Annotated in this window: 32 protein-coding genes; 22 read left to right on the top strand and 10 right to left on the bottom strand. The window is 56.5% G+C overall.

The window, feature by feature from the left end:
* Positions 1–39: 39 nt before the first annotated feature.
* Positions 40–2,091: a methionine--tRNA ligase gene (gene metG / locus KSS96_RS06465; RefSeq protein WP_217855827.1), complete on the bottom strand. Its 2,052-nt coding sequence runs from the start codon at positions 2,089–2,091 to the stop codon at positions 40–42.
* 171 nt (positions 2,092–2,262) lie between these two features.
* Here metG and apbC point away from each other — a divergent pair, with 171 nt between their 5' ends.
* Positions 2,263–3,357 carry an iron-sulfur cluster carrier protein ApbC gene (gene apbC / locus KSS96_RS06470; protein WP_065877195.1) on the top strand — a complete coding sequence of 365 codons (1,095 nt, stop codon included), beginning with the start codon at positions 2,263–2,265 and terminating at the stop codon, positions 3,355–3,357.
* Between the two features lie 494 nt (positions 3,358–3,851).
* Here the strand turns inward: apbC and fdxA are convergent, their stop codons facing one another.
* Positions 3,852–4,175, bottom strand: a complete 324-nt coding sequence (gene fdxA, locus KSS96_RS06475; RefSeq protein ID WP_003172109.1) for a ferredoxin FdxA — start codon at positions 4,173–4,175, stop codon at positions 3,852–3,854.
* Between the two features lie 142 nt (positions 4,176–4,317).
* The gene (gene mutS, locus KSS96_RS06480) at positions 4,318–6,897 is read right to left on the bottom strand and encodes a DNA mismatch repair protein MutS (protein ID WP_217855829.1); all 2,580 of its coding nucleotides are present in this window, start codon (positions 6,895–6,897) and stop codon (positions 4,318–4,320) included.
* A 215-nt stretch (positions 6,898–7,112) separates the two neighbouring features.
* Between mutS and KSS96_RS06485 the strand changes: the two genes are divergently transcribed.
* From KSS96_RS06485 to KSS96_RS06495, 3 genes are read left to right on the top strand one after another with little or no spacing between them, the layout of a single operon-like run.
* Positions 7,113–7,841, top strand: a complete 729-nt coding sequence (locus tag KSS96_RS06485) for a hypothetical protein (protein WP_217855846.1) — start codon at positions 7,113–7,115, stop codon at positions 7,839–7,841.
* Between the two features lie 2 nt (positions 7,842–7,843).
* Positions 7,844–8,401: a hypothetical protein gene (locus KSS96_RS06490; protein ID WP_217855848.1), complete on the top strand. Its 558-nt coding sequence runs from the start codon at positions 7,844–7,846 to the stop codon at positions 8,399–8,401.
* Between the two features lie 30 nt (positions 8,402–8,431).
* Entirely contained in the window at positions 8,432–9,097 is a 666-nt protein-coding gene (locus tag KSS96_RS06495; protein WP_217855849.1) for a hypothetical protein, read from the top strand.
* A gap of 5 nt (positions 9,098–9,102) precedes the next feature.
* On the opposite strand, the gene KSS96_RS06500 is transcribed toward KSS96_RS06495, so the two are convergent.
* From KSS96_RS06500 to KSS96_RS06525, 6 genes are all read right to left on the bottom strand, one after another.
* Positions 9,103–10,089 carry a tyrosine-type recombinase/integrase gene (locus tag KSS96_RS06500; RefSeq protein WP_217855851.1) on the bottom strand — a complete coding sequence of 329 codons (987 nt, stop codon included), beginning with the start codon at positions 10,087–10,089 and terminating at the stop codon, positions 9,103–9,105.
* Positions 10,090–10,100: 11 nt separating this feature from the next.
* On the bottom strand, positions 10,101–10,295 hold the full coding sequence (locus KSS96_RS06505; RefSeq protein ID WP_179606526.1) for a DUF4224 domain-containing protein: 195 nt from the start codon (positions 10,293–10,295) through the stop codon (positions 10,101–10,103).
* Positions 10,296–10,326: 31 nt separating this feature from the next.
* Positions 10,327–10,494 carry a hypothetical protein gene (locus tag KSS96_RS06510; protein WP_217855853.1) on the bottom strand — a complete coding sequence of 56 codons (168 nt, stop codon included), beginning with the start codon at positions 10,492–10,494 and terminating at the stop codon, positions 10,327–10,329.
* Positions 10,491–10,793 carry a hypothetical protein gene (locus KSS96_RS06515; RefSeq protein WP_217855855.1) on the bottom strand — a complete coding sequence of 101 codons (303 nt, stop codon included), beginning with the start codon at positions 10,791–10,793 and terminating at the stop codon, positions 10,491–10,493. Before KSS96_RS06515 ends, KSS96_RS06510 begins: the two co-directional genes overlap by 4 nt.
* A gap of 130 nt (positions 10,794–10,923) precedes the next feature.
* On the bottom strand, positions 10,924–11,229 hold the full coding sequence (locus KSS96_RS06520; protein WP_217855857.1) for a response regulator transcription factor: 306 nt from the start codon (positions 11,227–11,229) through the stop codon (positions 10,924–10,926).
* Between the two features lie 78 nt (positions 11,230–11,307).
* A complete protein-coding gene (locus tag KSS96_RS06525) occupies positions 11,308–12,072 on the bottom strand; it encodes an XRE family transcriptional regulator (RefSeq protein WP_217855859.1) in 765 nt (254 codons plus the stop codon).
* 102 nt (positions 12,073–12,174) lie between these two features.
* Here KSS96_RS06525 and KSS96_RS28155 point away from each other — a divergent pair, with 102 nt between their 5' ends.
* The 12 genes from KSS96_RS28155 (at position 12,175) to KSS96_RS06585 (ending at position 18,708) form a co-directional block, all read left to right on the top strand.
* Positions 12,175–12,468 carry a Cro/CI family transcriptional regulator gene (locus tag KSS96_RS28155; protein WP_217856445.1) on the top strand — a complete coding sequence of 98 codons (294 nt, stop codon included), beginning with the start codon at positions 12,175–12,177 and terminating at the stop codon, positions 12,466–12,468.
* Positions 12,465–12,659 (top strand): Cro/CI family transcriptional regulator, encoded by a 195-nt coding sequence (locus tag KSS96_RS06535; RefSeq protein ID WP_225913312.1) that lies wholly within the window; start codon positions 12,465–12,467, stop codon positions 12,657–12,659. Before KSS96_RS28155 ends, KSS96_RS06535 begins: the two co-directional genes overlap by 4 nt.
* Before the next feature lie 274 nt (positions 12,660–12,933).
* Positions 12,934–13,368: a hypothetical protein gene (locus KSS96_RS06540; protein ID WP_217855861.1), complete on the top strand. Its 435-nt coding sequence runs from the start codon at positions 12,934–12,936 to the stop codon at positions 13,366–13,368.
* Positions 13,358–13,582: a hypothetical protein gene (locus KSS96_RS06545; RefSeq protein WP_217855862.1), complete on the top strand. Its 225-nt coding sequence runs from the start codon at positions 13,358–13,360 to the stop codon at positions 13,580–13,582. The genes KSS96_RS06540 and KSS96_RS06545 overlap by 11 nt, the downstream gene beginning before the upstream one ends.
* Entirely contained in the window at positions 13,579–14,304 is a 726-nt protein-coding gene (locus tag KSS96_RS06550; RefSeq protein ID WP_225913313.1) for a Rha family transcriptional regulator, read from the top strand. The genes KSS96_RS06545 and KSS96_RS06550 overlap by 4 nt, the downstream gene beginning before the upstream one ends.
* The gene (locus KSS96_RS06555) at positions 14,301–14,897 is read left to right on the top strand and encodes a hypothetical protein (RefSeq protein ID WP_217855864.1); all 597 of its coding nucleotides are present in this window, start codon (positions 14,301–14,303) and stop codon (positions 14,895–14,897) included. The genes KSS96_RS06550 and KSS96_RS06555 overlap by 4 nt, the downstream gene beginning before the upstream one ends.
* On the top strand, positions 14,894–15,130 hold the full coding sequence (locus KSS96_RS06560; RefSeq protein ID WP_217855866.1) for a hypothetical protein: 237 nt from the start codon (positions 14,894–14,896) through the stop codon (positions 15,128–15,130). The genes KSS96_RS06555 and KSS96_RS06560 overlap by 4 nt, the downstream gene beginning before the upstream one ends.
* Positions 15,127–15,861, top strand: coding sequence for a helix-turn-helix domain-containing protein (locus tag KSS96_RS06565; RefSeq protein WP_217855867.1), 735 nt, complete (start codon positions 15,127–15,129; stop codon positions 15,859–15,861). The genes KSS96_RS06560 and KSS96_RS06565 overlap by 4 nt, the downstream gene beginning before the upstream one ends.
* Positions 15,845–16,672 (top strand): ATP-binding protein, encoded by an 828-nt coding sequence (locus KSS96_RS06570; protein ID WP_217855869.1) that lies wholly within the window; start codon positions 15,845–15,847, stop codon positions 16,670–16,672. The genes KSS96_RS06565 and KSS96_RS06570 overlap by 17 nt, the downstream gene beginning before the upstream one ends.
* On the top strand, positions 16,669–18,045 hold the full coding sequence (locus tag KSS96_RS06575) for a replicative DNA helicase (protein WP_217855871.1): 1,377 nt from the start codon (positions 16,669–16,671) through the stop codon (positions 18,043–18,045). The genes KSS96_RS06570 and KSS96_RS06575 overlap by 4 nt, the downstream gene beginning before the upstream one ends.
* Positions 18,038–18,325, top strand: coding sequence for a hypothetical protein (locus tag KSS96_RS06580; protein ID WP_217855872.1), 288 nt, complete (start codon positions 18,038–18,040; stop codon positions 18,323–18,325). Before KSS96_RS06575 ends, KSS96_RS06580 begins: the two co-directional genes overlap by 8 nt.
* Positions 18,322–18,708, top strand: coding sequence for an antiterminator Q family protein (locus KSS96_RS06585; RefSeq protein WP_217855874.1), 387 nt, complete (start codon positions 18,322–18,324; stop codon positions 18,706–18,708). Before KSS96_RS06580 ends, KSS96_RS06585 begins: the two co-directional genes overlap by 4 nt.
* 135 nt (positions 18,709–18,843) lie before the next feature.
* Here KSS96_RS06585 and KSS96_RS06590 read toward each other — a convergent pair whose 3' ends face one another.
* Complete coding sequence (locus KSS96_RS06590; RefSeq protein WP_217855876.1) at positions 18,844–19,665, bottom strand: hypothetical protein; 822 nt, start codon at positions 19,663–19,665, stop codon at positions 18,844–18,846.
* 185 nt (positions 19,666–19,850) lie between these two features.
* Here KSS96_RS06590 and KSS96_RS06595 point away from each other — a divergent pair, with 185 nt between their 5' ends.
* Genes KSS96_RS06595 through KSS96_RS06620 form a run of 6 tightly spaced genes read left to right on the top strand, consistent with a single transcriptional unit; the run spans position 19,851 to position 23,315 of the window.
* Positions 19,851–20,102 (top strand): holin, encoded by a 252-nt coding sequence (locus KSS96_RS06595; RefSeq protein WP_217855878.1) that lies wholly within the window; start codon positions 19,851–19,853, stop codon positions 20,100–20,102.
* On the top strand, positions 20,099–20,614 hold the full coding sequence (locus KSS96_RS06600) for a glycoside hydrolase family protein (RefSeq protein WP_217855880.1): 516 nt from the start codon (positions 20,099–20,101) through the stop codon (positions 20,612–20,614). Before KSS96_RS06595 ends, KSS96_RS06600 begins: the two co-directional genes overlap by 4 nt.
* Positions 20,611–21,066 (top strand): lysis system i-spanin subunit Rz, encoded by a 456-nt coding sequence (locus tag KSS96_RS06605; protein WP_217855882.1) that lies wholly within the window; start codon positions 20,611–20,613, stop codon positions 21,064–21,066. The genes KSS96_RS06600 and KSS96_RS06605 overlap by 4 nt, the downstream gene beginning before the upstream one ends.
* A complete protein-coding gene (locus tag KSS96_RS06610; RefSeq protein ID WP_217855884.1) occupies positions 21,063–21,275 on the top strand; it encodes a hypothetical protein in 213 nt (70 codons plus the stop codon). Before KSS96_RS06605 ends, KSS96_RS06610 begins: the two co-directional genes overlap by 4 nt.
* A complete protein-coding gene (locus tag KSS96_RS06615) occupies positions 21,275–21,892 on the top strand; it encodes a hypothetical protein (RefSeq protein ID WP_217855886.1) in 618 nt (205 codons plus the stop codon). The genes KSS96_RS06610 and KSS96_RS06615 overlap by 1 nt, the downstream gene beginning before the upstream one ends.
* A complete protein-coding gene (locus tag KSS96_RS06620) occupies positions 21,855–23,315 on the top strand; it encodes a phage terminase large subunit family protein (protein ID WP_225913314.1) in 1,461 nt (486 codons plus the stop codon). The genes KSS96_RS06615 and KSS96_RS06620 overlap by 38 nt, the downstream gene beginning before the upstream one ends.
* Position 23,316 lies beyond the last annotated feature (1 nt).

Consider the following 23,316-nt stretch of genomic DNA (forward strand, 5'->3'; position numbering starts at 1 on the left):
AAGCCCTGTCGCCGAGACGACAGGGCTGTCGGGCAGGGCTTACTTGATGCGCTGGCCCGGCTTGGCGCCGCTGTCAGGGCTCAGCAGGTAGATCTCTTCACCGCCGGGGCCGGCCGCCATCACCATGCCTTCGGAAATACCGAACTTCATTTTCCGAGGCTTGAGGTTGGCGATCATCATGGTCAGGCGACCATCGAGTTTGGACGGGTCCGGATAAGCGCTTTTGATTCCGGAAAATACGTTGCGTTGCTCGTCACCGATATCCAATGTCAGACGCAGCAGCTTGTCGGCACCTTCCACCGCTTCGGCCTTGACGATCAGCGCGACGCGCAGGTCCACGGCGGCGAAGGCGTCGAACTCGATTTCTGGAGAAATCGGGTCCTTGGCCAATTCACCATTACCTGCCGGTGCCGTCGAGCCGGTATCGGTCTGGCTGGCAACCAGGTCTTCTTTCGAGGCGTCGGTCATGGCCTGGACTTTTACCGGGTCGATACGGGTCATCAGCGGCTTGAACTCGTTCAACGTGTGATTGCTGAGCAAGGTGGCGTGGTCGTTCCAGGTCAACGGCGCCACATTCAGGAACGCTTCGGCGTCGGCGGCCAGCAACGGCAACACCGGCTTGAGGAAGATCACCAGTTGGCGGAATAGGTTGACGCCGGTGGCGCAGATCGCCTGGACTTCAGCCTGCTTGCCTTCCTGCTTGTTCAACGACCACGGTGCCTTGTCGGCGATCCAGGCGTTGGCGCGGTCAGCCAGGCCCATGATTTCGCGCATGGCGCGGGCGAAGTCGCGTGCTTCATAGGCGTCGGCGATGCTTGGCGCGGCGGCCAGGAACGCGTAGGTCAGTTCCGGCGCAGCGTTTTCGGCGACCAGTACACCGGCGTTACCCTTGTGGATAAAACCAGCGCATCGGCTGGCGATGTTGACGACTTTGCCCACGAGGTCCGAGTTGACCTTCTGTATGAAGTCTTCCAGGTTCAGGTCCAGGTCATCGACGCCACGGCCCAGCTTGGAGGCGTAGTAGTAGCGCAGGTATTCAGGCGACAGGTGGTCCAGGTAGGTGCGCGCCTTGATAAAGGTGCCGCGCGACTTGGACATTTTCTGACCGTTGACCGTCAGGTAGCCATGCACGTTGATGCCGGTCGGCTTGCGGTAGCCCGAGCCTTCGAGCATCGCCGGCCAGAACAGCGCGTGGAAATTGACGATGTCCTTGCCGATGAAGTGGTACAGCTCGGCGGTGGAGTCTTTGCCCCAGAACGCATCGAAGTCCAGCTGCGGCGTACGCTCGCACAGGTTTTTGAAACTGGCCATGTAACCGATCGGCGCGTCCAGCCACACATAGAAGTACTTGCCCGGCTCACCCGGGATCTCGAAGCCGAAATACGGCGCATCGCGGGAGATGTCCCACTGCTGCAGACCACTGTCGAGCCATTCGGAGAGTTTGTTGGCCACGGCGTCCTGCAAGGTGCCGCTGCGGGTCCAGGTTTGCAGCATTTGCTGGAAATCCGGGAGCTTGAAGAAGAAGTGCTGGGAGTCCTTGAGCACCGGCGTGGCGCCGGAAATCGCCGACTTCGGATCCTTCAGGTCGGTCGGTGCGTAGGTGGCGCCGCATTTTTCGCAGTTGTCGCCGTACTGGTCTTCGGTGCCGCATTTCGGGCAGGTGCCCTTGATGAAGCGGTCGGCCAGGAACATTTTCTTTTCCGGGTCGAAATACTGGGTCACCGAACGCTGGTCGATGTGCCCCGCTTCCTTCAATCGCAGGTAGATCTGGCTCGACAGCTCGCGGTTTTCTTCGCAGTGGGTCGAATGGAAGTTGTCGAAGTCCACCAGGAACTCGGCAAAGTCGGCGCTGTGTTCAGCCTGCACGTTGGCGATCAGTTGTTCCGGGGTGATGCCTTCCTTTTCGGCGCGCAACATGATGGCCGAACCGTGGGCGTCGTCCGCGCAGACATAGATGCATTGGTTGCCGCGATGTTTCTGGAAACGCACCCACATATCGGTCTGGATGTACTCAAGCATATGGCCAAGATGGATGGAACCATTGGCATAGGGCAGGGCGCTGGTGACGAGGATCTTGCGTGGCTCGGACATGGGGCTCGGCTACTTGATGAAACGGAGGTCGGCCACTATAAAGCGCCGGCGGATATATTTCACCCCGTGGCGCTGTTTCCGAATCTTCCGAACCTTCGAAAGCATGCCGTTAATTCGCCGGAACGGTTAGGATAGCCGCCTGTTTCAGTCAGTCTTTTTCGGGAGTAGCTCATGAGCGCCGTGAATCGCGCAGCGGTGGAAGCCGTTCTTCGCCAGTACACCGACCCCTATTTGAACCAGGACCCGGTCAGTGCCGGCTGTGTGCGTGGCATCGAGGTCCAGGGCGATCAGGTGTCAGTGCAAATGGAACTGGGCTACGCCGCCGGCTTGTTCAAGAGCGGCTGGGCGCAGATGCTGCAAATGGCCATCGAAAACCTCGACGGCGTGCGCTCGGCCAAGGTTGACATTCAATGCGTGATCGCGCCGCACAAGGCCCAGGCGCAGATCCCGGGCCTGGCCAACGTTAAAAACGTTGTCGCGGTGGCGTCCGGCAAGGGCGGCGTGGGTAAATCCACTACAGCGGCCAACCTGGCGCTGGCCCTGGCCCGTGAGGGTGCGCGCGTGGGCATCCTCGACGCGGACATTTACGGGCCCAGCCAGGGCGTGATGTTTGGCATTGCCGAAGGCACGCGGCCCAAGGTCAAGGACCAGAAGTGGTTCGTGCCGATCGAGTCCCTGGGCGTGGAAGTGATGTCCATGGCCTTCCTCACCGACGACAACACGCCGATGGTGTGGCGTGGGCCGATGGTGTCCGGGGCGTTGCTGCAATTGGTCACCCAGACCGCCTGGGGCGACTTGGATTACCTGGTGATCGACATGCCGCCAGGCACTGGTGATATCCAACTGACCCTGGCGCAGAAAGTCCCGGTGGCCGGCTCCGTGATCGTGACCACCCCTCAAGACCTGGCGCTATTGGACGCGAAAAAGGGCGTTGAGATGTTCCGCAAGGTCAACATTCCGGTGTTGGGTGTGGTGGAGAACATGGCCGTGCACATCTGCTCCAACTGCGGTCACGCCGAGCATCTGTTCGGTGAAGGTGGTGGCGAAAAGCTGGCGACCCAGTACGGGGTGGAACTGTTGGCCTCGCTACCGTTGTCGATGCAGATTCGCGAACAGGCTGACGGCGGTAAGCCAACGGTGATGGCAGAGCCGGATAGCCAGATCGCCCTGATTTATCAGGAACTGGCTCGTCATGTGGGCGCGCGGATCGTGTTGCAGGAAGCCGCTGCCCCGGCGATGCCGACGATTACCGTCAGCGACGACTGAGATTGTTTAAGGTAAAAGGCCTCGACAGTGTCGGGGCTTTTTTACGCCTGGCAGAGGGGCAATGTGCGCTGATTACCCCTTTACGCAATTGTTCGTGTAAGCAATGGCTTACTTTTTCGTAAGCGTTTGGGGTTTTTATTCGCCGTGTCCGTCTCGAAATTGCGAACGTGTTTTCTATCTTATTGAAATATAAGAATTATTTTCTGGTGTCTAAGCGGGTAAGCCCATCAGTGCGCTGGTAGCATCTCGTTGAACTTCCCTTGGAACTCTCTAACATCAGCCCTGTGTCCACGGATTGGCACGGCCATCACGGAACGATGGTTCAAGGAATATCGCGGGATGCGATTCATCAGGATGATGAAAAGGAATACAGGGACTAGGGAAAAAATGTGGGCGGGTCATACCGCCCCTTTTTTCGCCTGTAGGAAAGTGAACGCAGGCACCAGAATGCAAAAAAGGCCCTTGAGGGCCTTTTTTTGTTGGGCAGCGGCGTTTTAGCGCTCTAGTTGCTCAATCTTGTTGGGTTTGCCATCCCACTCAGCGGCATCCGGCATCGGATCTTTGCGCTCGGTGATGTTCGGCCACACTTCTGCCAGCTCGACGTTCAACTGGATGAACTGTTCCATACCCGCAGGCACTTCGTCCTCGGAGAAAATCGCAACGGCCGGGCATTCTGGCTCACACAGGGCGCAGTCAATGCACTCGTCCGGGTGGATAACCAAGAAGTTCGGGCCTTCGTAGAAGCAGTCCACCGGACACACTTCTACGCAGTCGGTGTACTTGCACTTGATGCAGTTGTCGGTGACGACGAAGGTCATTTCTAATTTTCTCCTCAGGCGGCGGCAGCGAAACCCTTTATGGCAGGGCTCGCGAGGTTCGGGAGCGATAGTCTGCAGGCCAGGCTAAAAGCCTGCAGCATCCCAAACCGCGCGAGAGTCTACCAGCTTGCAAGCGTCTGCGTTATATCCGAGTCTTCAGTGCATATAACATTTCGAGCGCTTTACGCGGAGTCAAGTCATCCAGATCAAGCTTTGCCAACTCATCCAGCACCGGATGGGGCAGGCTGGCGAACAGGTCGCTCTGGTGTGGCGCCGAGGGCTTGCGGTTGCTCTTGGCAGGGCTGGCGACCACGGTTTCGTGCGGCATGGCCGTGGTTTCCAGGCGGCTGAGGTGCTCGCGGGCGCGCAGGATAACGTCGTTCGGCACACCCGCCAGTTGCGCCACGGCCAGGCCGTAACTCTGGCTGGCCGGCCCTGGCAGCACATGGTGCAGGAATACAATGCGCTCGTTGTGCTCGGTGGCATTGAGGTGCACGTTGGCCACCAGCGGCTCGCTTTCAGGCAACACGGTCAGTTCGAAATAGTGGGTGGCGAACAGCGTATAGGCGCGCAGATGGGCCAAGCGCTCGGCCGCCGCCCATGCCAGGGACAGGCCGTCAAAGGTACTAGTGCCGCGACCCACCTCGTCCATCAGCACCAGGCTGCGTTCGGTGGCATTGTGCAGGATGTTTGCGGTTTCACTCATTTCGACCATGAAAGTCGAACGACCACCGGCCAAGTCATCGCTGGAGCCGATCCGCGTGAAAATACGGTCGACCAGGGACAGCTCGCAACTGGCCGCCGGCACAAAGCTGCCGATGTGCGCCAGCAACACGATCAACGCGGTCTGGCGCATGTAGGTGGATTTACCGCCCATGTTCGGGCCAGTGATCACCAGCATGCGGGTGTCGTCGTCCAGCGACAGGTCGTTGGCGACGAACGGCGTGGTCAACACCTGCTCCACCACGGGGTGGCGTCCTTGCACGATGCGCATGCACGGTTCGCCGACAAAGCGCGGGCAGTTCAGGTCCAGGTTCAGCGCACGTTCCGCGAAGTTGCTCAGTACGTCCAGTTCCGACAGGGCTGCCGCAGTGTCTTGCAGCGGCGCCAGTTGGCCGATCAAGTCCTCCAGCAGCGCCTCGTAGAGCATCTTTTCGCGGGCGAGCGCACGGCTCTTGGCCGACAGCGCCTTGTCTTCGAACTCTTTCAGCTCCGGGGTGATAAAACGCTCGGCTCCCTTGAGGGTCTGGCGGCGCTGATAATCAATCGGCGCCTGCTCGGCCTGTTTGCTCGGCAGCTCAATAAAGTAGCCATGCACGCGGTTGTAGCCGACCTTCAGGTTGGCCAGGCCGGTACGGGCTTTTTCGCGGGCTTCCAGGTCGATCAGGAATTGCCCGGCGTTTTCGCTCAGGGCTTGCAGCTCGTCCAACTCACTGTCGTAACCGGTCTTGAGCACTCCGCCGTCGCGGATGATCGCCGGCGGGTTGTCGATGATCGCTTTGTCCAGCAGCGCCGCGAGTTCTGGGTAAGTGCTGCTGGTGACGGCCAACTGTTGCAGGTGCGGTGCGTCCAGGTCGGTCATCGCTGCTTGCAGTTGCGGCAGCGCGCCGAGTGCGTCGCGCAGGCGCGCCAGGTCACGGGGGCGCGCGTTACGCAGGCCGATACGCGCCAGGATGCGCTCGATATCGCCGATTTCTTTCAGTTGGGGTTGCAGCTTTTCAAAGCGATAGCCGTCCAGCAGGCACGTGATAGAGGACTGACGCGCTTGCAGCACCTTCAAGTCCCGCAGCGGACGGTTCAGCCAACGGGTCAGCAAGCGGCTGCCCATGGCCGTTTGGCAGCGATCGACCACCGATTGCAGGGTATTGTCGCGTCCGCCGGACAGGTTGGTGTCCAGCTCCAGATTGCGACGGCTGGCGCCATCCAGCACGACGGTGTCATCCAGGCGTTCGTGGCGCAGGCTACGCAAGTGCGGCAGGGCGGTGCGCTGGGTTTCCTTGGCATAGCTGAGCAGGCAACCGGCGGCGCCGATGGCGAGGGTCAGGGTTTCGCAACCGAAACCCTTGAGGTCCTGCACGGAAAATTGCTGGCACAGGCTCTTTAACGCCGAATCGCGCTCAAAATCCCACGGCGCGCGCCGCTTGGTCCCACGACGTTTTTCCGCCGGCAGGTCTTTTGGCCAATCATCCGGGATCATCAACTCCACCGGATTGATCCGCTCCAACTCCGCCAGCAGGTTCTCCCAGCCCTTGATCTCCAGCACCGTGAAATTGCCACTGGTGATATCCAGCACCGCCAGTCCGAACAAGCGTTCATCGCCCAGTACCGCGGCGATCAGGTTATCGCGACGCTCATCCAGCAGCGCTTCGTCACTCACCGTACCCGGCGTAATGATGCGCACCACCTGACGCTCCACCGGCCCCTTGCTGGTGGCGGGGTCACCGATCTGCTCACAGATCACCACCGACTCACCCAGTTTCACCAACTTGGCCAGGTAACCTTCCAGTGAGTGGTAAGGAATCCCACACATCGGAATCGCCTGCCCCGCCGACTGCCCGCGCGCGGTCAGGGTGATGTCCAGCAGCTTGGCGGCCTTCTTCGCATCTTCGTAGAAGATCTCGTAGAAATCGCCCATGCGATAGAACATCAACTGATCAGGGTGCTGGTTTTTCAGGCGCCAGTACTGCTGCATCATCGGGGTGTGTGAGGAAAGGTCAGACATTCAATACCTTACGAAGATTTGTCTAATAGATGACTCAAGATCGTCTAATACTACCGTGTATCGACGCGCTATGAAAAAGGCTACGAATGATAAACGCTCATCAGTATGAAGGAATTTTGTAGCCCATTTCTTTTAAGTCTTGCAGCGCATAAACTGATGGTGTAAATGTGCCATCACTGATGGCACGGATGAAATTGGTTGAGAGGGAGCTGATAATGGGTTTGCCTAAGCTTGAGTCTTGGCAGGTTGAGGCACTGAGATTTTCACTTTTCTTTGCTGTGCCTGTTAACGCACAACATCAGAAATGGTGGGAAAGTTTTGCGGGGCGAGAGGCCGAAGCCAAGGTAAATAAACCACATCTTGGTGAATATACTGAAACTGGCAGCTTTTTAGATGGGCAATGTGAGTTAAAGATTTTATTCAATAGGGTTGACTGGGCTGTATCATTTCCATTTGCAGGACTTCCCCATTCACCCTCGCACTTAGAGCTTAAAGTGCTTCTTGCGGAATGGTTAATGGCTATTAGTCGATGGATGAATAACGAAGGTTTCACGCCTCAGAGAATAGCGCTGGGCGTTGCGATGATTGTTCCTGTAGCTAGTGAAAAATTTTCCAACTCTGTTATAGAAAGTTTTTTTCCTTTTGTTGATTTTACAAGTAAAAATTTGATTGATATCGCTATTCAAGTCAACTCTCCAACTCCTTCGTTAAGGCTCCCTGGCTTGTCGATTAATAGGCTTGTAAGGCTTAATACAGCTACGCGGCAGGTTGTAAATATGGCGGCGTCAGGAGTGCCGGTTGTAGAGGCGGATACTGTGCTGAGGTGTGATCTTGATATAAATACATCTCCTCAATGGATGAATTTATTTGGCGTTCGGTCAGCTATAGATATTGTTGAGGAAATGATTGGGGATGTTGAAGTTATCTTAACTAAGAGTATTTAGTTGTGAATAATTCAGTGTATGAGACGTTTTCTCTTGGTTGGATAGAAGAGCAAGCAACTCCCGATTTGGGCGGCGCGGTTTATATTGAGAATCGTAGTTTGGCTGAAAAGCACTGCTTAAGTGAAGGTGGGAGGTCTCCAAATATTACTAATGTGCGCGAAGAGTTATGCACTAAATATTCAAGCGCCACATATCATATGTCCTTAACAACAAAGTATTCGGCGTTGCTCAGCTCTGTTGATCTCACTCTTGGGAACCACAAAAAAGCCCAGGAACTCCTGTATCACTGGGAAGGGAACCAGCACGGGCGCATTGCTTCAGTATTTGCGGTCTTTTTTATTGAAAGAAATTACGCCGCTATGAACCTAGAAGCCATTAACTCACTGATGCTTACAACATCGGTAAAGAGGCTTACTGAGTGGTCCATGGTTGCAATGTTGCGAGCTTCATTTTCAGCTAAACAATCTCTTCCGGCTTGGGAGGTGTTTTATAAACAAGTCAAGCTGCAATTAAAAGACAATCCGCGCATTAGTAGGCTTCTGGCGGGTCTGGATGACTGATTTTAATTTCAAAGGATGCTGGGGCTTACCATGGGTTTGGAGTTGCATAAGTTTGACGTTGAATTGCCTGAAGATGTAAGCTTGGCTCTCGTTATCTGTGGGGATCTTGGCGTTGAAGAGCAGCGTCATACTGGTTTTGTTGTGCGCAATATGATGGGTGAAACTTACCTGTTTCATCTCGCCACGCATAATGATTTCAGAAAGGGTCAAGTTAGCTTAAGCTATAATTACTTGTTGATTCCCTACCTCGAGCCTGCCGTAGAAGTACCAATCGTGGCGTTTCTTTTTTTACTGCATCATGACACTCAAGGTAGAATTTCTTATTCTACAGAGTACCAGGATCGAGATTATTTCGATGGCGATGGTAAGCTTGTTTTAGTTAAGCCGAGTGATGGCTTTACTTGTGCTACCTTTGTTTTGGAGACTATGCGAAAGTATGGGATGGACTTAGTTGATCGTTCGACATGGCCGATTAACGAGAAGGACGCAGAATGGCAAAGGAATATAATCGGCCGAGTCGGTCTTAATCTTGAGGAATTCCTTGCTCAGATTGAAAATATCGGAGAATATCCTCGATTCCGTCCCGAGCAGGCTCTTGGGGCTGCTCACTATTACGAGGGTAAGAAGCTCTCCTATAACGTAGTGCATCCAGCAGGTTTGGAAGTGATTTACGAGATGGCGCGGCTCCGCGCATAAACACCTCAAGTGTTTTTTGGCATCATTGGTGGTAGTCCTACATTAGTTTTTCGCAGGCGTAGATATCGCTGTGTCATCCTGGCATCGGTGTGGCCACCGAGCTTCTGTGCGTCGTTGCCCTGGTCGTCGGTATCGGAAAGCGACTTGGCGCGCAGGTCGTGCAGGCTCGCGTCCTCGACCCCAGCCTTCTTGCAACTGATCGCGAAGGCGTCCTTCACCGAGCTGTAGTGCACTGGCTTTCCGCCGCGCGGCGAGCAGAAAAGGGTGAGCCCGCGGATCTTCCGAGGGAGCGCTCTGGCCCTGGCGATCAGGTCTTCTAGGTCGGGTGTCATCTGCACCAGCAGCCTCGCATTCGTCTTCTCCTGCTTGAACGCGATTCCTTCGGGGCTGATGTCGACCAGCCGGATGGCCAGCACGTCGCCGATCCGCTGGCCGGTCAGATAGCACATCTCGTAAATGACCCGCATGTTGTCGCTGGAGTTTTCGCAAATCGCCTGGAATTCACCGTGGGTAATGTAGCGGTCGCGCCTGTGTTCAAGATGGCGCCGAATGCCGGTGCACGGATTTGAGTCAACGATCTGCTGCTCCAAGGCGTAGGTGAACACCGCCCGAAGCACCGAGATCACCCGGTTTGACATGTTTGGCGTGTCCGCCATGTGCATTTTGAGCGCTACGACGTGTCGCTGGAGAACCTCGCGCGGCTCAAAGTCGGCGAAGTTTTCCTTCAGCCGCTCGCAGGCTGCTTCGTACTGCTTCAGTGTGTTCGGCTTCAGCGCGGGCTTTGTCCTGGTGCGCATGTATTCGAGCGCATCGTCGATCAGCTTCGGCATTCCGCCCTGGCTTCCCTTATCCAGCAGCTTGGCGTATTCGGCCAGGGATGCCTGGAAGTCAGTGCCCAGGCGCTTCCATTTGCCTTTGCGGACTAGGTAGTAAGCGCCATGCTTCTGGTACATGCACGCCGGCAGGTGCCGGTCCTTCTTGCGCGGACGCATCGATCTTCACCTCAGCCCAGCCGAAGCTCTGGCCCTTTCCTTGATTGAATACCACCCAGTCGCCCGATGACAACTTGGCGCAACACCTTCGGGTGCCCATCGCCACCTATCGCGAACCCGTATCGTTCTGCGGTCAGCCACTTTATCTGTGCCCCTGGCTTCTTGTAGCCGGTCAGGTCGGCAACTTCCTCTGCTGTCAGAAACATTCCTACCTCTATCGCGTGGTGGCGTCCGGGTTCATGCAGTGCTCGCGTTTTGCTGAAAGTGTTCAGCCAGCACTCGGCGCGCGTCGATGCCGCAGGATGCCGACATCGCGTAGATCTGCCCGAACGTGGTTTCTCGGCGCTGCAGGGCGTTGAACAGTTCGATCAGGCGCTGGCCCTTGGTAGTCTTGCAGCGGCTCATAATTGGAACCCCTTTTCCTGTGGGAGCGGGGTGGTGGTCAATTGCTCGTTTTGGCACATGGAGGTTGCCAGAAAAGCCCGTGCCGCCTGGCTTTCGTCCGTGGTGGTGCTGGTGGGCACCTTTAGGAGTGAACTGTCCGGCAGGCAGCTGATACCGGTGTTGTTCAATATCCAGCAGGTGACGCCGCGGGCGCTGTCGTGCTGGACGTCGATCAACTGCTCGCCGGCGGTGGTATGACCGGCGATCAAAAGTAGGGTTACCGCTTGCAGCACTGCACGATTCAACTGGTGTCGATTCATTGGCTTCACTTTCTCCAGGCCGAACGAGTCCCGGCCGCGTTGTCGGCTTTCGCGAAAATCAGGTTGGGTTAGGTGATCGGCATCCGCTGATCCACTGGACTACGCCCGACAGAAGGCGCACGCCGCTGGATCAGGCGATGAATACACCATCTTCGGATTTTTGATCGTGCTGTCGGGGGTCAGGTGAGGACGGGGCTGTAGCGGTGATAAGACCACGCAACATAGCTTCGGCGACAAGTGCTGGGCGCCTGAAAACGCCCAATTTGAACATGGCGGATTCAATCCGGCCCTTGACGGATCTTGGAGAAAGTCCGTCGCGCGCAGCAATTTCTTTATCTGTATGTCCGGCAGCAACAGCAAGAAGACACGAAATCTCTCGTGCGGCCAACCCCATTCCTAGCTGACCCTTCCATGATCCCGATACGATAAATTCCATGACCTTCCGACCCATTCAGTTGAATATGGGTGGAATAGTGCCTGCGGGATTTTTACATGTCAATGCTTGCGGGATTATTTATAATCCCGGCATGCGCACATCGACTACCCGGCCCACCAAAGTCCAGTCTGGATTAAGCCCCAATGTGGGAAAGGTCGGGTTGAGGGCGACCAGATAATCAGAGCTTGCCTCCCTCATGTATTGCCTGATCGCAAAGTCGCCGCCAGAGTGACGCGCTAGGTAAAACTTCCCAGCTTTAATCTCAAAATCATTTGGTTTTATGAGTAGGTATGAGCCTGGAGGGAAGCTGGGAGCGGCAGCGCTCGACATCGAAGGGCCTTGCATTGGGATCCAATAACCGTCGGCTCCAGCCGGCTCAGTGCTTGCAATAAAATCTGGGTCGCTCTCGTCTTCAAATCGGTCGCTGGCAGGGTTCCTCATTCGAAGGCTATACCAAGGCACTAGTGGATAGGCTGCTGCTGAAGCGTGTATATGCCCAAACCATTCATTTATATGCCCTTCAGCCCCTTTGCCCTCGATACGAAAGCGCATGAAGCTATCAAGGCTGCGAGGCCCAAAGTCCGAAAGAGCTGTCGCATAACGAGGAGCAAAGTCTGTTACTGGCACTCCCAGTAACTGGGAAACAGAGAGCGCAAATTCGAGATTGATAGCGTTTCGACCATTCAGGTAGTGACTAAACGAACCCTGGTTCATCCCTAAGTGTTGAGCCGCTTTTTCCTGAGTAAGGCCTAGGGCTTCTTTTTTAGCGTTGAATATTTCTTTCAGCGCTGCGCATTCCGCCAGCTGCTTTTCAGTCAGTGGCTTTTTTTTCTGTATTTTCATAATCAACGACCATATTGCTGGCGGGATTTAAAATCAAATCCCGCTAGGATTGACATGCAAAAATCCCGCTGGCACTATTCAGTAGGGTCAATCTATGGAGGCATGAAAGTGCAGCGCACACCACTCGCGGAATATGCCGCTAAACGCCATGCCTTGACGGCAAAACGCTTGGGAATGACTCAGGGCGCGCTGAGCAAGGCCATTCGTGATGGACGGGTCATTTACGTCACAGATTGTCCCGATGGATCAATTAGTGCTGTGGAGGAAAAGCCGTTCCCCGGGCAGCGCAGGGAGCCTCAGCTAAGTGAGTTCGTAAATGCTAGGCCATCTACAGCGCCAAAAAAAGCGCCTGAAGGACCTGTGAATGTATCCAGTACCCATCAGGTTACCCGGTGAGCGGTATCTCGGTCTGTATTCCGCTTGCTGAATTTATTGAGCGAGTAGGTAGGGCAAAAGCGGCTCAGGCGCTCGGCTGTACAGGGCCCGCTCTGTCGAAAGCAATCGCGATGGGAAGGACCATTTTTGTCGAGCGAACGGAAGACGGCAGGATTTCGGCAACCGAAGTCAGCAAGTTTCCGGGCCGTTGACGAAATGTGTTCCTCAAGATGTGCCGGTCTCTCAGCGCTATGGATGGATACCTAGAGTATTCTACGCCTACTGTATGTAACCCCAGTACAAGGATTTAAGAATGAAACGCGCAGCCGCACCAGAGCAGCAATCAACAGACCCGCCCTGATAGTGCGCCTGCTTAGAATTCTGACTTTCTGAATCCCAGAAAGCAGAAAACCCGCCTGGCAGCGGGTTCTCAATCGGCACTTGTTGACGCAAGCGCTTAGGTACTTCTTCGTTCTGGAGAACGATATGTCACACCAAAAAAATACCACCGTGCGCCCCAAAGCGCAACACCGGCCATCAAGGCCGCGGCCTGAGCCTCTTCGAGGATTCACCTATTACGAGGTTCAAGTCCTCTACGAGGATGCCGGGCTTAAGCGAACCTATCCAGGTGTGCAGGACAAGCACCTTGCTCTGGAGTTGAAGGGGATGCTTGAGCCGGAACACGCTCCATATCCTGTTCGGCTTCTGTGGATTGCTGGTCAAGAGGAAGAAGTTGAAAGCTTCCTCCGCATGGAACACCGCGTGACCGACATGATTAAGTCGGTTCGTTCGGCGGATCGTCCTGGTCATGAGTTCATGGCTCGCCTCGGCCAGTTCGGCTCATATGAAGGTTACGCGCCACGTTCTGCGCAATCCGAAAACGTGGCGGGGGAAAGCGGGGTGACCGGACATGAGTCGTGAAACCCTGCTGCCGGATCGCCTGGAAAACGCGCTGCTCACTATCAACCAGTTGAGCAAGATACTGATCAACAACGAAGCTTTGCGTGGTAGCGAGCCAGAGGCTCAGCTCGACCATCTGGATGTCGACGCTGTCATGCGGGCCGTTCTGTTGATCAGCGCCCAGGCGCATGACGACTTCTGCGAAATCATAAACTCTGCGGAGGTCCGGCCATGATCATCGCCAAATTCGAAGGCGGCGAAGCTGTCACCATGTCCTCGCAAGAGATCGCCGACCTGGTGGGCAAGCGTCACGACAACGTGAAGCGGACCATCGAGTCGCTTGCGGCAGGCCGCGTTATTGGATTACCTCAAATTGAGGAAATCCCGACCGCTACAAAACCGGTAAGCGTTTACGTGTTTTCAGGCGCTAAGGGTAAGCGCGACAGCCTCGTCGTGGTCGCCCAACTCAGCCCTGAGTTCACTGGCGCGCTGGTAGATCGTTGGCAACATCTGGAGCAGCAGGTGCAGGCGCCAGCGTTGCCCGGCGACTACATCTCAGCCCTGGAGCACTTGCTTGAATCTAAGCGCTCCGAACAGCTTGCGATCGAGCAGCGCGACCAGGCCATCGAAACTAAGGCTGAGATCGGTTCGCGCCGTGAAGCTACGGCGATGGCCACAGCGTCGGCAGCTGTTCGGCAGGCCAACCAGCTCAAGGAAGAACTTGGGCGCGGCCTGCGGCAGGCCACCGTCGCCGCGGTGGAGAAGGTAGCCAAGCGCAAGTTAGGCAAGCAGGGTTTCCGTCCGCTGAAGAATTGGTGCGCTGAGAACGGCGTGCAAGTCCCGAAAGTCCACGATCCGCGTTATGGCTGGGTTCGCTCCTGGCCCGCCTCTGCCTGGGCAGCCGTTTACCAAATTGACTTGGCTGACCTGTTTGGCGCCGATGGAGAACAAGCATGAGCAAAGTAATAGTTTTCCCACCGAAGGTGATGCCTGTTGAGCATATCGACGAGGCCCACTTCGAGAAAAACAACGACGCCGCGCTGTTGTTGAAATGCTTCGAGGTGGTGAAGGACGCACTGGACGTAATCGCCGAGCCTGAATACTCCATTGAACAGGAGGATGACACTCACATCGATCTGTACCGTGCCTACTACGCGCTCAAGGTTTTATTCCGGCGCCGCACTGGACACGATGCTGCGCAAGTTGCCCAAGACCACCAAGAGGCAATCACCCGGCATCTGCTGGGTGGGGAGTCGCGACCCGAAAACAAAATACCCGTCGTCGTGTACCCGGCCGAATGCCTGCCAGACGAGGCTTTCGACGGTCTGACCGATCAGCAGCTGGCTTGCGCTGCGTTCAACTCAACCGATCGCGTTCGATCGCTGATCGTGGAAAACCACACGCCGCCTGCACTTGCCCTGGATGAGGCTAGGACGAACGTCATTGACGCATCTACCGCCCTGCGTCTGCTAGTACTGCGCCTGTTTGGTGGCTCGGTGGAAGCCATGGGCGCAAGTCTGTGCCGCAAGCCTGGGGAGTTTCTGCAATGACCAAGCCTGTCGAATTAACTACAGGAATCCCCGCAATTAAACCTGCCACTGCCGAAGTGGTCGCTGGTCCCTGGCCGAATTATTTTAACTGCCGCCACCTGCCTGAGCGCGAACGCTGGGAGATCTATGGCCTTGCCAAAGCTGGCCGTGAAGCTTTGGAAGAAAGGGGCATCGTTATGGATGAAAGCTATGACGATTTCGTGCGCCGGGTAACGCGGGAGCTAGACATATGAGCATGGATCTGATGGTCAAGGCCATGAAAACCAAGGTTGGCAACCCGCTGCGCAAGCTGGTACTGGTCAAGCTGGCCGATAACGCCAGTGATCAGGGCGAGTGCTGGCCGTCGTACCAGCATATCGCCGACCAGTGCGAGATCGACCGTAGCACTGTTCGTAGGCATATCAGGAAGTTAGCCGAGCAGGGGCTGTTGCGGGTGGAGAATCGTGATGGCCCCAAGGGCAACTCTTCGAACCTGTATTTCCTGACCCTCGGAGGTGTAGGCCAAAAAAGCACACCTGTAGGCACAGAAAGCACAGGTGTGGGCGCTGTGCCTACAGGGGGTGTAGGCACAGAAAGCACCAGAACCAATCACCCTTCTGAACCAGTCAATGAACCTAAAATCTTGTGCACGCCGGAAGCGGAATTGGGTGAAGCCTTCGAGGTTTTCTGGAAGCTGTACCCCAACAAGAAATCGAAGAAGGACGCTCGCAAGGCCTGGGACAAGCTCGAGCCAGACGCTGAACTTCGCTTGACCCTGATGACCGCCTTGGGCAACCACCGCCTTTCCCGCGACTGGACCAAGGACGACGGGCAGTTCGTGCCGATGGCGTCGACCTGGCTGAACGGCGAGCGCTGGACTGACGTACTCAAGCCCGCTGCCGCCAATGGCCAGGCATACAACAACCTACCCCAGCACACCGACGATATGTATCAGCAGGAGGCGCCCAATGGCTCAGCGTTCTAACTTTCGCCGCCAGCCTGAGATGCGCGAGTTCGCCGGTGAATGCCCTATCCACGGCGCGGTGGATCGTTCCGAGGTTGAGCAGTTCGACGGATCGATACTGACCCGCCCATGCAAGCAGTGCCAGTACCATGGCCTGCGGGTGGCGCCGCAGGGTAGCGCAGAGCATTCCCAGGCACTGGCTCACCTCGCTGCTGAACGCGTTAACAGCGCGTTTATAGGCTCTGGCATAACGCCTCGATTCGCTAAATGCACATTCGCAACTTACCGAGCAACTACGCCCGCGATGGTCGACGCCCTGGAGAAGTGCCAGGTCTACGCCAGAGACTTCGCCCAGCACTACCAGGCCGGCCGCAATCTGCTGCTGACCGGGAATGTCGGTACCGGCAAGACCCACCTGGCCTGCAGCATCGTTCGGCAGGTTATCGGCCTGAATGCGATCGCAGTGATCACCACCGCCGCCGAGATCATCCGGGTTTTCAAGCGCTCAATGGCACGGGACTCCGGCTACACCGAGGGCGACGTGATCGATGAGCTGGCAAGCTTTGACTTGTTGGTAGTCGATGAAGTCGGCGCCCAGGCAGGCACAGCGTACGAGCTGGCAGTTCTGCATGAGGTCATCGACAAGCGCTATCAACTGGTCCGGCCTTCGGTACTGATCTCCAACTTGCCGGCCACCTCGAAGCAGGACGTTGACGGGAAGTCCACGCCGAGCCTAGAGCAGTACATCGGCGTTCGGGCCCTGGATCGTCTACGCGAGAACGGCGCATTGCTGGCCGGCTTCACCTGGGCCTCGGCACGGGGGCGCGCATGAACGACTACCGCGAGCTCTACAGCGACGAGGCCGAGCACGCGCTGCTTGGCGCGCTGATGCTGGATGGTGACTTGTTCGACTCGATCACTGCCAGCGTGACCACCGCCGACTTCCACGATCCGGAGAACGCGGCGCTGTTCCAGGTCATGCTGGACCTGCACGCTACCGGGGCCCCCGTTGACCCCGTCACGCTTCACGACTTCAAACCTTTCCTCCCAAGTGGCGGCACGACCATTGCCTACGCGGGCGAACTGGCGAGGAACACCCCCAGCACGGCCAACTGGAAGGCATACGCCCGAACGGTGGCAGAGAGGGCAGTGCTTCGGCGCCTGGTTGAAGCTGCCGACGCTGTGCGTGATTCGGCCAATGAGAACAGGCCGGTGGCTGAAATCATTGCCAGCGCGCAGCAGGCCATGGCCGATCTTCGCGACCTTGACACCGGCGAGCCTGATTACAAGCGAATGGACGAGGTGGTCACGCGAAACATCGACATCATCGACTCAAAATACAACGGCAACTTGCCGACTGGTCTTTCTACCGGCCTGACGGATCTGGACAAGCTGATCCGAGGCCTGCGCAAAAAGACGGTGACTATCGTCGCCGGCCTGCCGGGCAGCGGTAAAACCACACTTGGGCTGCAAATTGCCCAGCACATCGCATGCGGAGGGTTCGGTGTCGGCATGGTGTTCTCGCTGGAAATGCCAGAGGAGGAGTTGGCGAACAGGGCCTTGGCGTCTCTGGGCTCCGTCGACCTGCAGGTTCTGGACAGTGGGCGACTTGAGGACGACGACTGGCCTCGCCTGACCTCCGCTGTCAGCAAGATCAACGGCAAGCCACTGTATGTCTGTGACAAGTCTGATCTCACCGTCGCGCGCATCCGCAGCATTTGTCGACAGGTCAAGCGAAAGCATGGCCTCGACGTGGTGGTCATCGACTACATCGGATTGATTGGCTCCGACGGGAAGGCGTTCAACCGCACGTCTGAACTCGGGAAGATCTCGACCGGCATCGTCAACATCGCAAAGGAGCTGGAGGTGCCGGTGATCCTGCTCGCCCAGCTCAACCGGGATTCGACCAAACGCCCAGGCAAGAAGCCCATTGCTTCAGATCTGCGTGACTCTGGCCAGATCGAGGCTGACGCCCACTGCATCATTCTGGTCCACCGCGACATGGACGACGAGCAGGGCCAGAACGGTGTGACCGAGCTGATCATGCCTAAGTGCAGGCACGCGCCGGTCGGTTCGTGCGTTGTGCAGCAGCAGGGCAAGTTCGCGCGCTTCGTCAATTTCGCGGGCCGTGAGCCCACCCAGGAAGAGGTGGAGATCAACCGCCCCTTCGCCGACCAGTACAAGGGGAGAAAAAAACATGGGTAACGTTACTGCGGCATTGCCGCGCAAAAGCATGAGCGACCTAGAGCGGCGCTTTCTTAAGATCGCTGGTGAGGAGCTGGCCGAGGTCAAAGTTGGCGGGCCGAGCGCGCTGGCTTACCTGCTGGACATGGTCGCCAGTTGGCACGGCAGCCGGGCCCAGATCGGTTTCCATGACTTCGGGCAACGCTGGCTTATCGAGGGCAATGCAAAGAACAAACCCGCTGACCGGTTGCTGCGTGACCTGTTTGGCCTGAGTGATCCAGATCCGAGGAAAGCCGCATGAAGAAGCGTACCTACACCGACAAGCCGCTTGGCGATACGGAATACCTGTTGGAGCAGTGGGGCTGGTGGCGCATGGATGGTATGGGGGTGCCCCGGTACGTGTCGCCGCTCTTAGCGCTCATGCGTGACAATGTCCAAATGGCGAGCCCGTCCAGCTACGTGATCACAGATGATCAGGCTCTCGCGGTGGATTCTGCCATGGCAAAGCTGACGCGCCGTAATGAGCAGATGGGTTTGTTCCTCTGGCTCTACTTTGGCGCCAAATGGACGATGGTGCGAATAGGGGAGTCGGGCAAAATGTCAGAGCGCTCGACAAGAGAAGTAATCAAGGCCGGAGTAGGTTGGATTGATGGAGTCCTACACGGGATGAGCGATGCCGCGTAAATAGTCCTTTCATGCCGGATGCCGACCTGTTTTCATGGCACGGTGTTTAGCTGTTCCAGCACGACACCACAGAAAAGCCCGACAAACGAGTCGGGCTTTTCCAATGATTTAATATGAGACGATTTTTGTCTAAGGTTATGGCTTTGGTTCAGAGCTTAACTGCATGCACTCAAGATATTTTACTTTGTCTGATATTACATCTGCATATAGTTTGGATAGGCCTGTATCATCCCCTGCGTCAGACTTAAAGTTAGTGCTTTGAAAAGCGGTGTTGTAGATCACCTTGATGCTTTCTTCAGTTTTGAATGAATTCTTCTCTACATCGGTGCGCGCATTTTTTTGAAGATTTAGAGCATCTGCGGAAGCGTCTATGTTGATTGTGGCGATGATGTTTTCCGCGATCGCTTTATTTTCTAATGTTCTGTAATTTGAAATGCCTTTAGCGATAGCCATTGGAAGGTTTTCATCCGTTAAGCTTTCAGCTGGGGGAGCGATTTTCAATGAATTTAAATATGAGGCCCCAGCTTGGGACGCTGAGATTTTCTGAAGGTCATCACCTTTTTTATTAATACTCTCTACATAAGGGATTGCACATCCCAACTTATAGTAGGCGGAAGAGTAAATTTTTGATTGTTCTTCAAAGTTTCCCCATGACTTAAATCCTAGTGAGGTTAAGATAATGGCTCCAGCTGATTTGTATAGATCAGAATGTGAGTCTGTTGCTAACCCTATTGCCCCGACTCCCGCGCCGCCTAGGGCTACTAAGTTCAAGGTGGAACTGTTTAAATTTGCCCCGTTTGCATATTCGGCCAATTCATTTTGTATGGACATCATCCGACAAATGCTTGGAGTTGCGGAGGTGCATTTTGTAGTGGATAAATCCATTGGGCGAAGATTTTTTCCACTGCATCCAAGAAGCATAGTTAGCGATATAAGTAAGATTGTTAGCTTGCTCATGTTTATCCCTATTTTTTATAGTGAAGGCAAACTGATATTAGCAGCGTTTTTTAAGGGTGCTTTTCTATTTGCATGCCTTGGATACGCCGCAATTTGACGTTTTCTAACAACCCTGAGCCTCGCCACTGTGCGGGGCTTTTTCGTATCTGGAGGCCCCTATGGCAGCCCCAGGCAGGAGCAGAAACATGGCCAACCCGACGCCCGAGAGCATCGTAGAGGTGGTGGGTGCGTCAGTGGCCAATAAGGGCATGCTGGTTGGCGGTGCCGCTGGCATGGTGGGATTTTTCTCACAGGTCAACTGGATCGGTGTGGCCGGTGTTGTTGTGGCGGTGCTTGGCCTGCTGATCAATCTGTACTTCCAAGTGCGTAAGGATCGCCGGGAACACGCCGAGAGTCAGGCGCGTATCCAGGCCCTGCGCGAACAGTGCCGATCATGAGCCCCGTCATCCGCCAGCGTATCGCTGTTGCCATCCTTGGCATGAGCGCCGCCGGCTTCGCAACTTGGCAGGCCAGCGAGGGCTATACGCCTGTTGCGATCATCCCCACCAAGGGCGACGTTCCCACCATCGGCCACGGCTCCACTCGATACGAAGACGGCACGCCAGTCCGCATGGGGGACACCATCACCCCGGCCCGCGCCGAGATCCTGGCCCGCAACCTGAACAGCCAGGCAGAGAAGCAGTTCGCCGCGTCACTGCCGGGTGTCACGCTGCATCAAGCTGAGTTTGACGTGTACATGGACTTCATTGGCCAGTACGGCATTGGCACCTGGCTCAAGGGCTCCCCTCGCCGTGACCTGCTGGCCGGCAACTACGCCCAGGCCTGCCACGACCTGCTCAAGTATCGCTACGCCGCTGGCTTCGACTGCTCCACGCCGGGCAACAAGCGCTGCGCCGGTGTGTGGGCTCGCCAGCTTGATCGCCACGCCAAGTGCATGGACGCGCAATGAGGATCACCCTCGGCATCTGCGCCGCGCTCGCCGTTGGCCTGCTGCTGGCGTTGTGGCGCCTGGACCATGTCAGCGCCAAGCTTAATGCCTCAACAGAGCGTGTAGGCGTGCTGGAGGCTGCCAACGCATCACGCAAGAACACCCAACGCCTGCTGGCCCAGCTGGATACCGAACATACAAAGGCTCTGACCGATGCCCAGACCGCTAACAACCAGCTTCGTACTGCTGTCGCTACTGGCGCTCGCCGGCTGTCAGTCAAGGCCACCTGTCCCGCCGTGCGAACCGCCGGCACCACCACCGGCCTGGATCATGCAGACGCGCGAGCCGAACTTGACCCAGCGGCTGGAGCAAGAATTATCGCCATCGCCAACGACGGTGACGAAGGACTGATCGCCCTGCGCGCGGCACAGGACTACATCACCGCCGTATGCCTGAAGGGAGGCACCCAATGATCAAGTACCGAGTCAAATCCGCCAATGAAGTTCACGAGGTGATGGCTGTCACGTTCATCCAGGGCGTTGACCTGCGTCTGATTGGTGAGGGCGGCTCAGTTGTTGCCATATTCGCCTCGTTCGAATGGCTCAAGGTCATCCCCGCCGAGACGGCGCCAGTTGTTGAGCCTGAGCCGTCCACCGAAAAGCTTGAGCTGGCCGGTGAGTGATGACTGACAAGCAGCCAACCGACTGGGAGCGGATTGAACAGCTTTACCGAGCCGGCGTGTTATCCGTCCGAGAAATCGCCGCAGCGTGTGGCGTCTCCCATACCGCGATCAATAAGCGGGCCAAGGCAGGCAGTTGGGAAAGAGACCTTAAGGCGAAGATCCAGGCTAAGGCCGATTCGCTGGTTTCCAAAGCAGAGGTTTCCAAGCAGGTTTCCACAGAGGCGCTGGCAACCGAGCGCGGAATCGTTGAGGCGAATGCTCAAGTCATTGCTGGTATCCGCATTGGGCACAGGACTGACATTGGTCGGTACCGAAAGCTGGCCAACAAGCTGCTGGACGAGCTGGAAGGCGTCACTGATAACCGTGAGCTATTCGAAGAGCTTGGCGAGATCCTGCATAACCCAGAAGACCCACGCTTGAGCGATGCCTATCACAAGGTGATTGGGTTGCCATCCCGCACCAAGACGCTCAAGGAGTTGGGAGAGACGCTGAAGAACCTGATCGCCCTGGAGCGTCAGGCCTATGACGTCGGCGCCGAGAAACCAGGCGATGACCGCAGTCAACTGACGGAAGAAGAACTTGATCGCAGAATCGCCAAGCTCGCAGGCCAGGGCTGACAAGCTTGAGCTATTGGCGCTGCTTGAGGAAAAGGCGCGCAGGGATGCACAGAGGCGGCACCTGCTCCAGTTTGAGACGCTTTACGAGTGGCAGCGCAAGTTTGTAAGGGCTACGGCTGATCACACGTCCTGCATGCTCATGGCGGCAAACCGAGTGGGCAAGACGCGCACCGGGCTGACAGTTGATGCCATGCACCTGCTGGGCGATTACCCCGAAGACTGGGAGGGCCACGCATTTGACCATGCGCCGATGTGTTGGCTGCTGGGGTTCTCGATGGAGAAAACCCGCGACCTGCTCCAGACGCCGCTGTTCGGCACGCTGGAAGGCGGCAAGTGGACTGGCGGGTTAATCCCCGCTGATCGAATCATTGCGCATCTGTCTGCTACCGGAACATCAGGGGCAATGCGTCAGATCACTGTCCGGCACAAGTCCGGCAGTCAATCAACAGTGCAGTTCTGGTCATACAGCCAGGGCCAGCACGCAATCATGGGTGACAGCGTCGACTGGTATCACATCGACGAAGAGCCACGAGACAAAGCGATCTACCCGCAAGTGCTGACTCGTACTGCCACCGGTGATGGCGGCCAGGGCGGTCGGGGAATTTTGACGTTCACCCCGGAGAACGGCCGAACCGAACTGGTTGTTCAGTTCATGGACTGCCCTGCCGAGGGCCAATACATCCAGCGCGCTACCTGGGCTGATGCACCGCACTTAACCGCTGACACTCAGCGCAAGCTGCTTGGCATGTATCCCGAGTGGCAGCGCGACATGCGTTCGAAGGGGCTTCCGTTGCTTGGTACTGGGTTGATATTCGACTTCTCCGATGAAGACATTAAGTGCCAGCCGTTCCCTTGTCCGCCGCACTTCTACGTCATCAACGGCATGGACTTCGGCTGGGATCACCCGCAAGCACACGTTCAGCTGTGGATCGACATCGAGTCGGATGTGATCTACCTGGCCCAAGCCTGGAAGAAGTCGCGCGTCACGCCATCAACCGTGTGGGGCACCGTCAAGGCTTGGGCTGCAAACATCCCCACTGCATGGCCATCTGACGGCCTGCAGTCTGAGAAATCATCGGGCGAACAGCAGAAGAAGGCCTATGTCGATGCCGGCTGGCAGATGCTCGACGTGCATGCCACCTGGGCTGATGGTGGTGTCGGCGTGGAAATCGGCTTGGTTGAGCTTTACGAGCGCATGACCACAGGCCGTTTCAAGGTGTTTTCGCACCTGTCTGACTTCTTCGACGAGAAGATGAGTTACCACCGGGATGAGAACGGAAAGATCGTCAAGTTGAATGACGACATCCTTTCGGCCACCCGTTACGCATACATGATGCGCCGCTTTGGTCAGCAGCGCTGGCAGCTTGAGTCAAATGACTCGGGCAAATTCCAATCCGAATACGACCCTTACGCGAGTAACTGAC

Source organism: Pseudomonas asgharzadehiana (assembly GCF_019139815.1).
Classification (GTDB): Bacteria; Pseudomonadota; Gammaproteobacteria; order Pseudomonadales; family Pseudomonadaceae; genus Aquipseudomonas; species Aquipseudomonas asgharzadehiana.

What these genes read in the sequence shown, in the direction of transcription:
- metG (WP_217855827.1), bottom strand. Translation starts at nt 2,091, where the DNA reads ATGTCCGAGCCACGCAAGATCCTCGTCACCAGCGCCCTGCCCTATGCC.
- apbC (WP_065877195.1), top strand. Translation starts at nt 2,263, where the DNA reads ATGAGCGCCGTGAATCGCGCAGCGGTGGAAGCCGTTCTTCGCCAGTAC.
- fdxA (WP_003172109.1), bottom strand. Translation starts at nt 4,175, where the DNA reads ATGACCTTCGTCGTCACCGACAACTGCATCAAGTGCAAGTACACCGAC.
- mutS (WP_217855829.1), bottom strand. Translation starts at nt 6,897, where the DNA reads ATGTCTGACCTTTCCTCACACACCCCGATGATGCAGCAGTACTGGCGC.
- KSS96_RS06485 (WP_217855846.1), top strand. Translation starts at nt 7,113, where the DNA reads ATGGGTTTGCCTAAGCTTGAGTCTTGGCAGGTTGAGGCACTGAGATTT.
- KSS96_RS06495 (WP_217855849.1), top strand. Translation starts at nt 8,432, where the DNA reads ATGGGTTTGGAGTTGCATAAGTTTGACGTTGAATTGCCTGAAGATGTA.
- KSS96_RS06500 (WP_217855851.1), bottom strand. Translation starts at nt 10,089, where the DNA reads ATGCGTCCGCGCAAGAAGGACCGGCACCTGCCGGCGTGCATGTACCAG.
- KSS96_RS06505 (WP_179606526.1), bottom strand. Translation starts at nt 10,295, where the DNA reads ATGTTTCTGACAGCAGAGGAAGTTGCCGACCTGACCGGCTACAAGAAG.
- KSS96_RS06510 (WP_217855853.1), bottom strand. Translation starts at nt 10,494, where the DNA reads ATGAGCCGCTGCAAGACTACCAAGGGCCAGCGCCTGATCGAACTGTTC.
- KSS96_RS06515 (WP_217855855.1), bottom strand. Translation starts at nt 10,793, where the DNA reads ATGAATCGACACCAGTTGAATCGTGCAGTGCTGCAAGCGGTAACCCTA.
- KSS96_RS06520 (WP_217855857.1), bottom strand. Translation starts at nt 11,229, where the DNA reads ATGGAATTTATCGTATCGGGATCATGGAAGGGTCAGCTAGGAATGGGG.
- KSS96_RS06525 (WP_217855859.1), bottom strand. Translation starts at nt 12,072, where the DNA reads ATGAAAATACAGAAAAAAAAGCCACTGACTGAAAAGCAGCTGGCGGAA.
- KSS96_RS28155 (WP_217856445.1), top strand. Translation starts at nt 12,175, where the DNA reads ATGAAAGTGCAGCGCACACCACTCGCGGAATATGCCGCTAAACGCCAT.
- KSS96_RS06540 (WP_217855861.1), top strand. Translation starts at nt 12,934, where the DNA reads ATGTCACACCAAAAAAATACCACCGTGCGCCCCAAAGCGCAACACCGG.
- KSS96_RS06545 (WP_217855862.1), top strand. Translation starts at nt 13,358, where the DNA reads ATGAGTCGTGAAACCCTGCTGCCGGATCGCCTGGAAAACGCGCTGCTC.
- KSS96_RS06550 (WP_225913313.1), top strand. Translation starts at nt 13,579, where the DNA reads ATGATCATCGCCAAATTCGAAGGCGGCGAAGCTGTCACCATGTCCTCG.
- KSS96_RS06555 (WP_217855864.1), top strand. Translation starts at nt 14,301, where the DNA reads ATGAGCAAAGTAATAGTTTTCCCACCGAAGGTGATGCCTGTTGAGCAT.
- KSS96_RS06560 (WP_217855866.1), top strand. Translation starts at nt 14,894, where the DNA reads ATGACCAAGCCTGTCGAATTAACTACAGGAATCCCCGCAATTAAACCT.
- KSS96_RS06565 (WP_217855867.1), top strand. Translation starts at nt 15,127, where the DNA reads ATGAGCATGGATCTGATGGTCAAGGCCATGAAAACCAAGGTTGGCAAC.
- KSS96_RS06570 (WP_217855869.1), top strand. Translation starts at nt 15,845, where the DNA reads ATGGCTCAGCGTTCTAACTTTCGCCGCCAGCCTGAGATGCGCGAGTTC.
- KSS96_RS06575 (WP_217855871.1), top strand. Translation starts at nt 16,669, where the DNA reads ATGAACGACTACCGCGAGCTCTACAGCGACGAGGCCGAGCACGCGCTG.
- KSS96_RS06580 (WP_217855872.1), top strand. Translation starts at nt 18,038, where the DNA reads ATGGGTAACGTTACTGCGGCATTGCCGCGCAAAAGCATGAGCGACCTA.
- KSS96_RS06585 (WP_217855874.1), top strand. Translation starts at nt 18,322, where the DNA reads ATGAAGAAGCGTACCTACACCGACAAGCCGCTTGGCGATACGGAATAC.
- KSS96_RS06590 (WP_217855876.1), bottom strand. Translation starts at nt 19,665, where the DNA reads ATGAGCAAGCTAACAATCTTACTTATATCGCTAACTATGCTTCTTGGA.
- KSS96_RS06595 (WP_217855878.1), top strand. Translation starts at nt 19,851, where the DNA reads ATGGCCAACCCGACGCCCGAGAGCATCGTAGAGGTGGTGGGTGCGTCA.
- KSS96_RS06600 (WP_217855880.1), top strand. Translation starts at nt 20,099, where the DNA reads ATGAGCCCCGTCATCCGCCAGCGTATCGCTGTTGCCATCCTTGGCATG.
- KSS96_RS06605 (WP_217855882.1), top strand. Translation starts at nt 20,611, where the DNA reads ATGAGGATCACCCTCGGCATCTGCGCCGCGCTCGCCGTTGGCCTGCTG.
- KSS96_RS06610 (WP_217855884.1), top strand. Translation starts at nt 21,063, where the DNA reads ATGATCAAGTACCGAGTCAAATCCGCCAATGAAGTTCACGAGGTGATG.
- KSS96_RS06615 (WP_217855886.1), top strand. Translation starts at nt 21,275, where the DNA reads ATGACTGACAAGCAGCCAACCGACTGGGAGCGGATTGAACAGCTTTAC.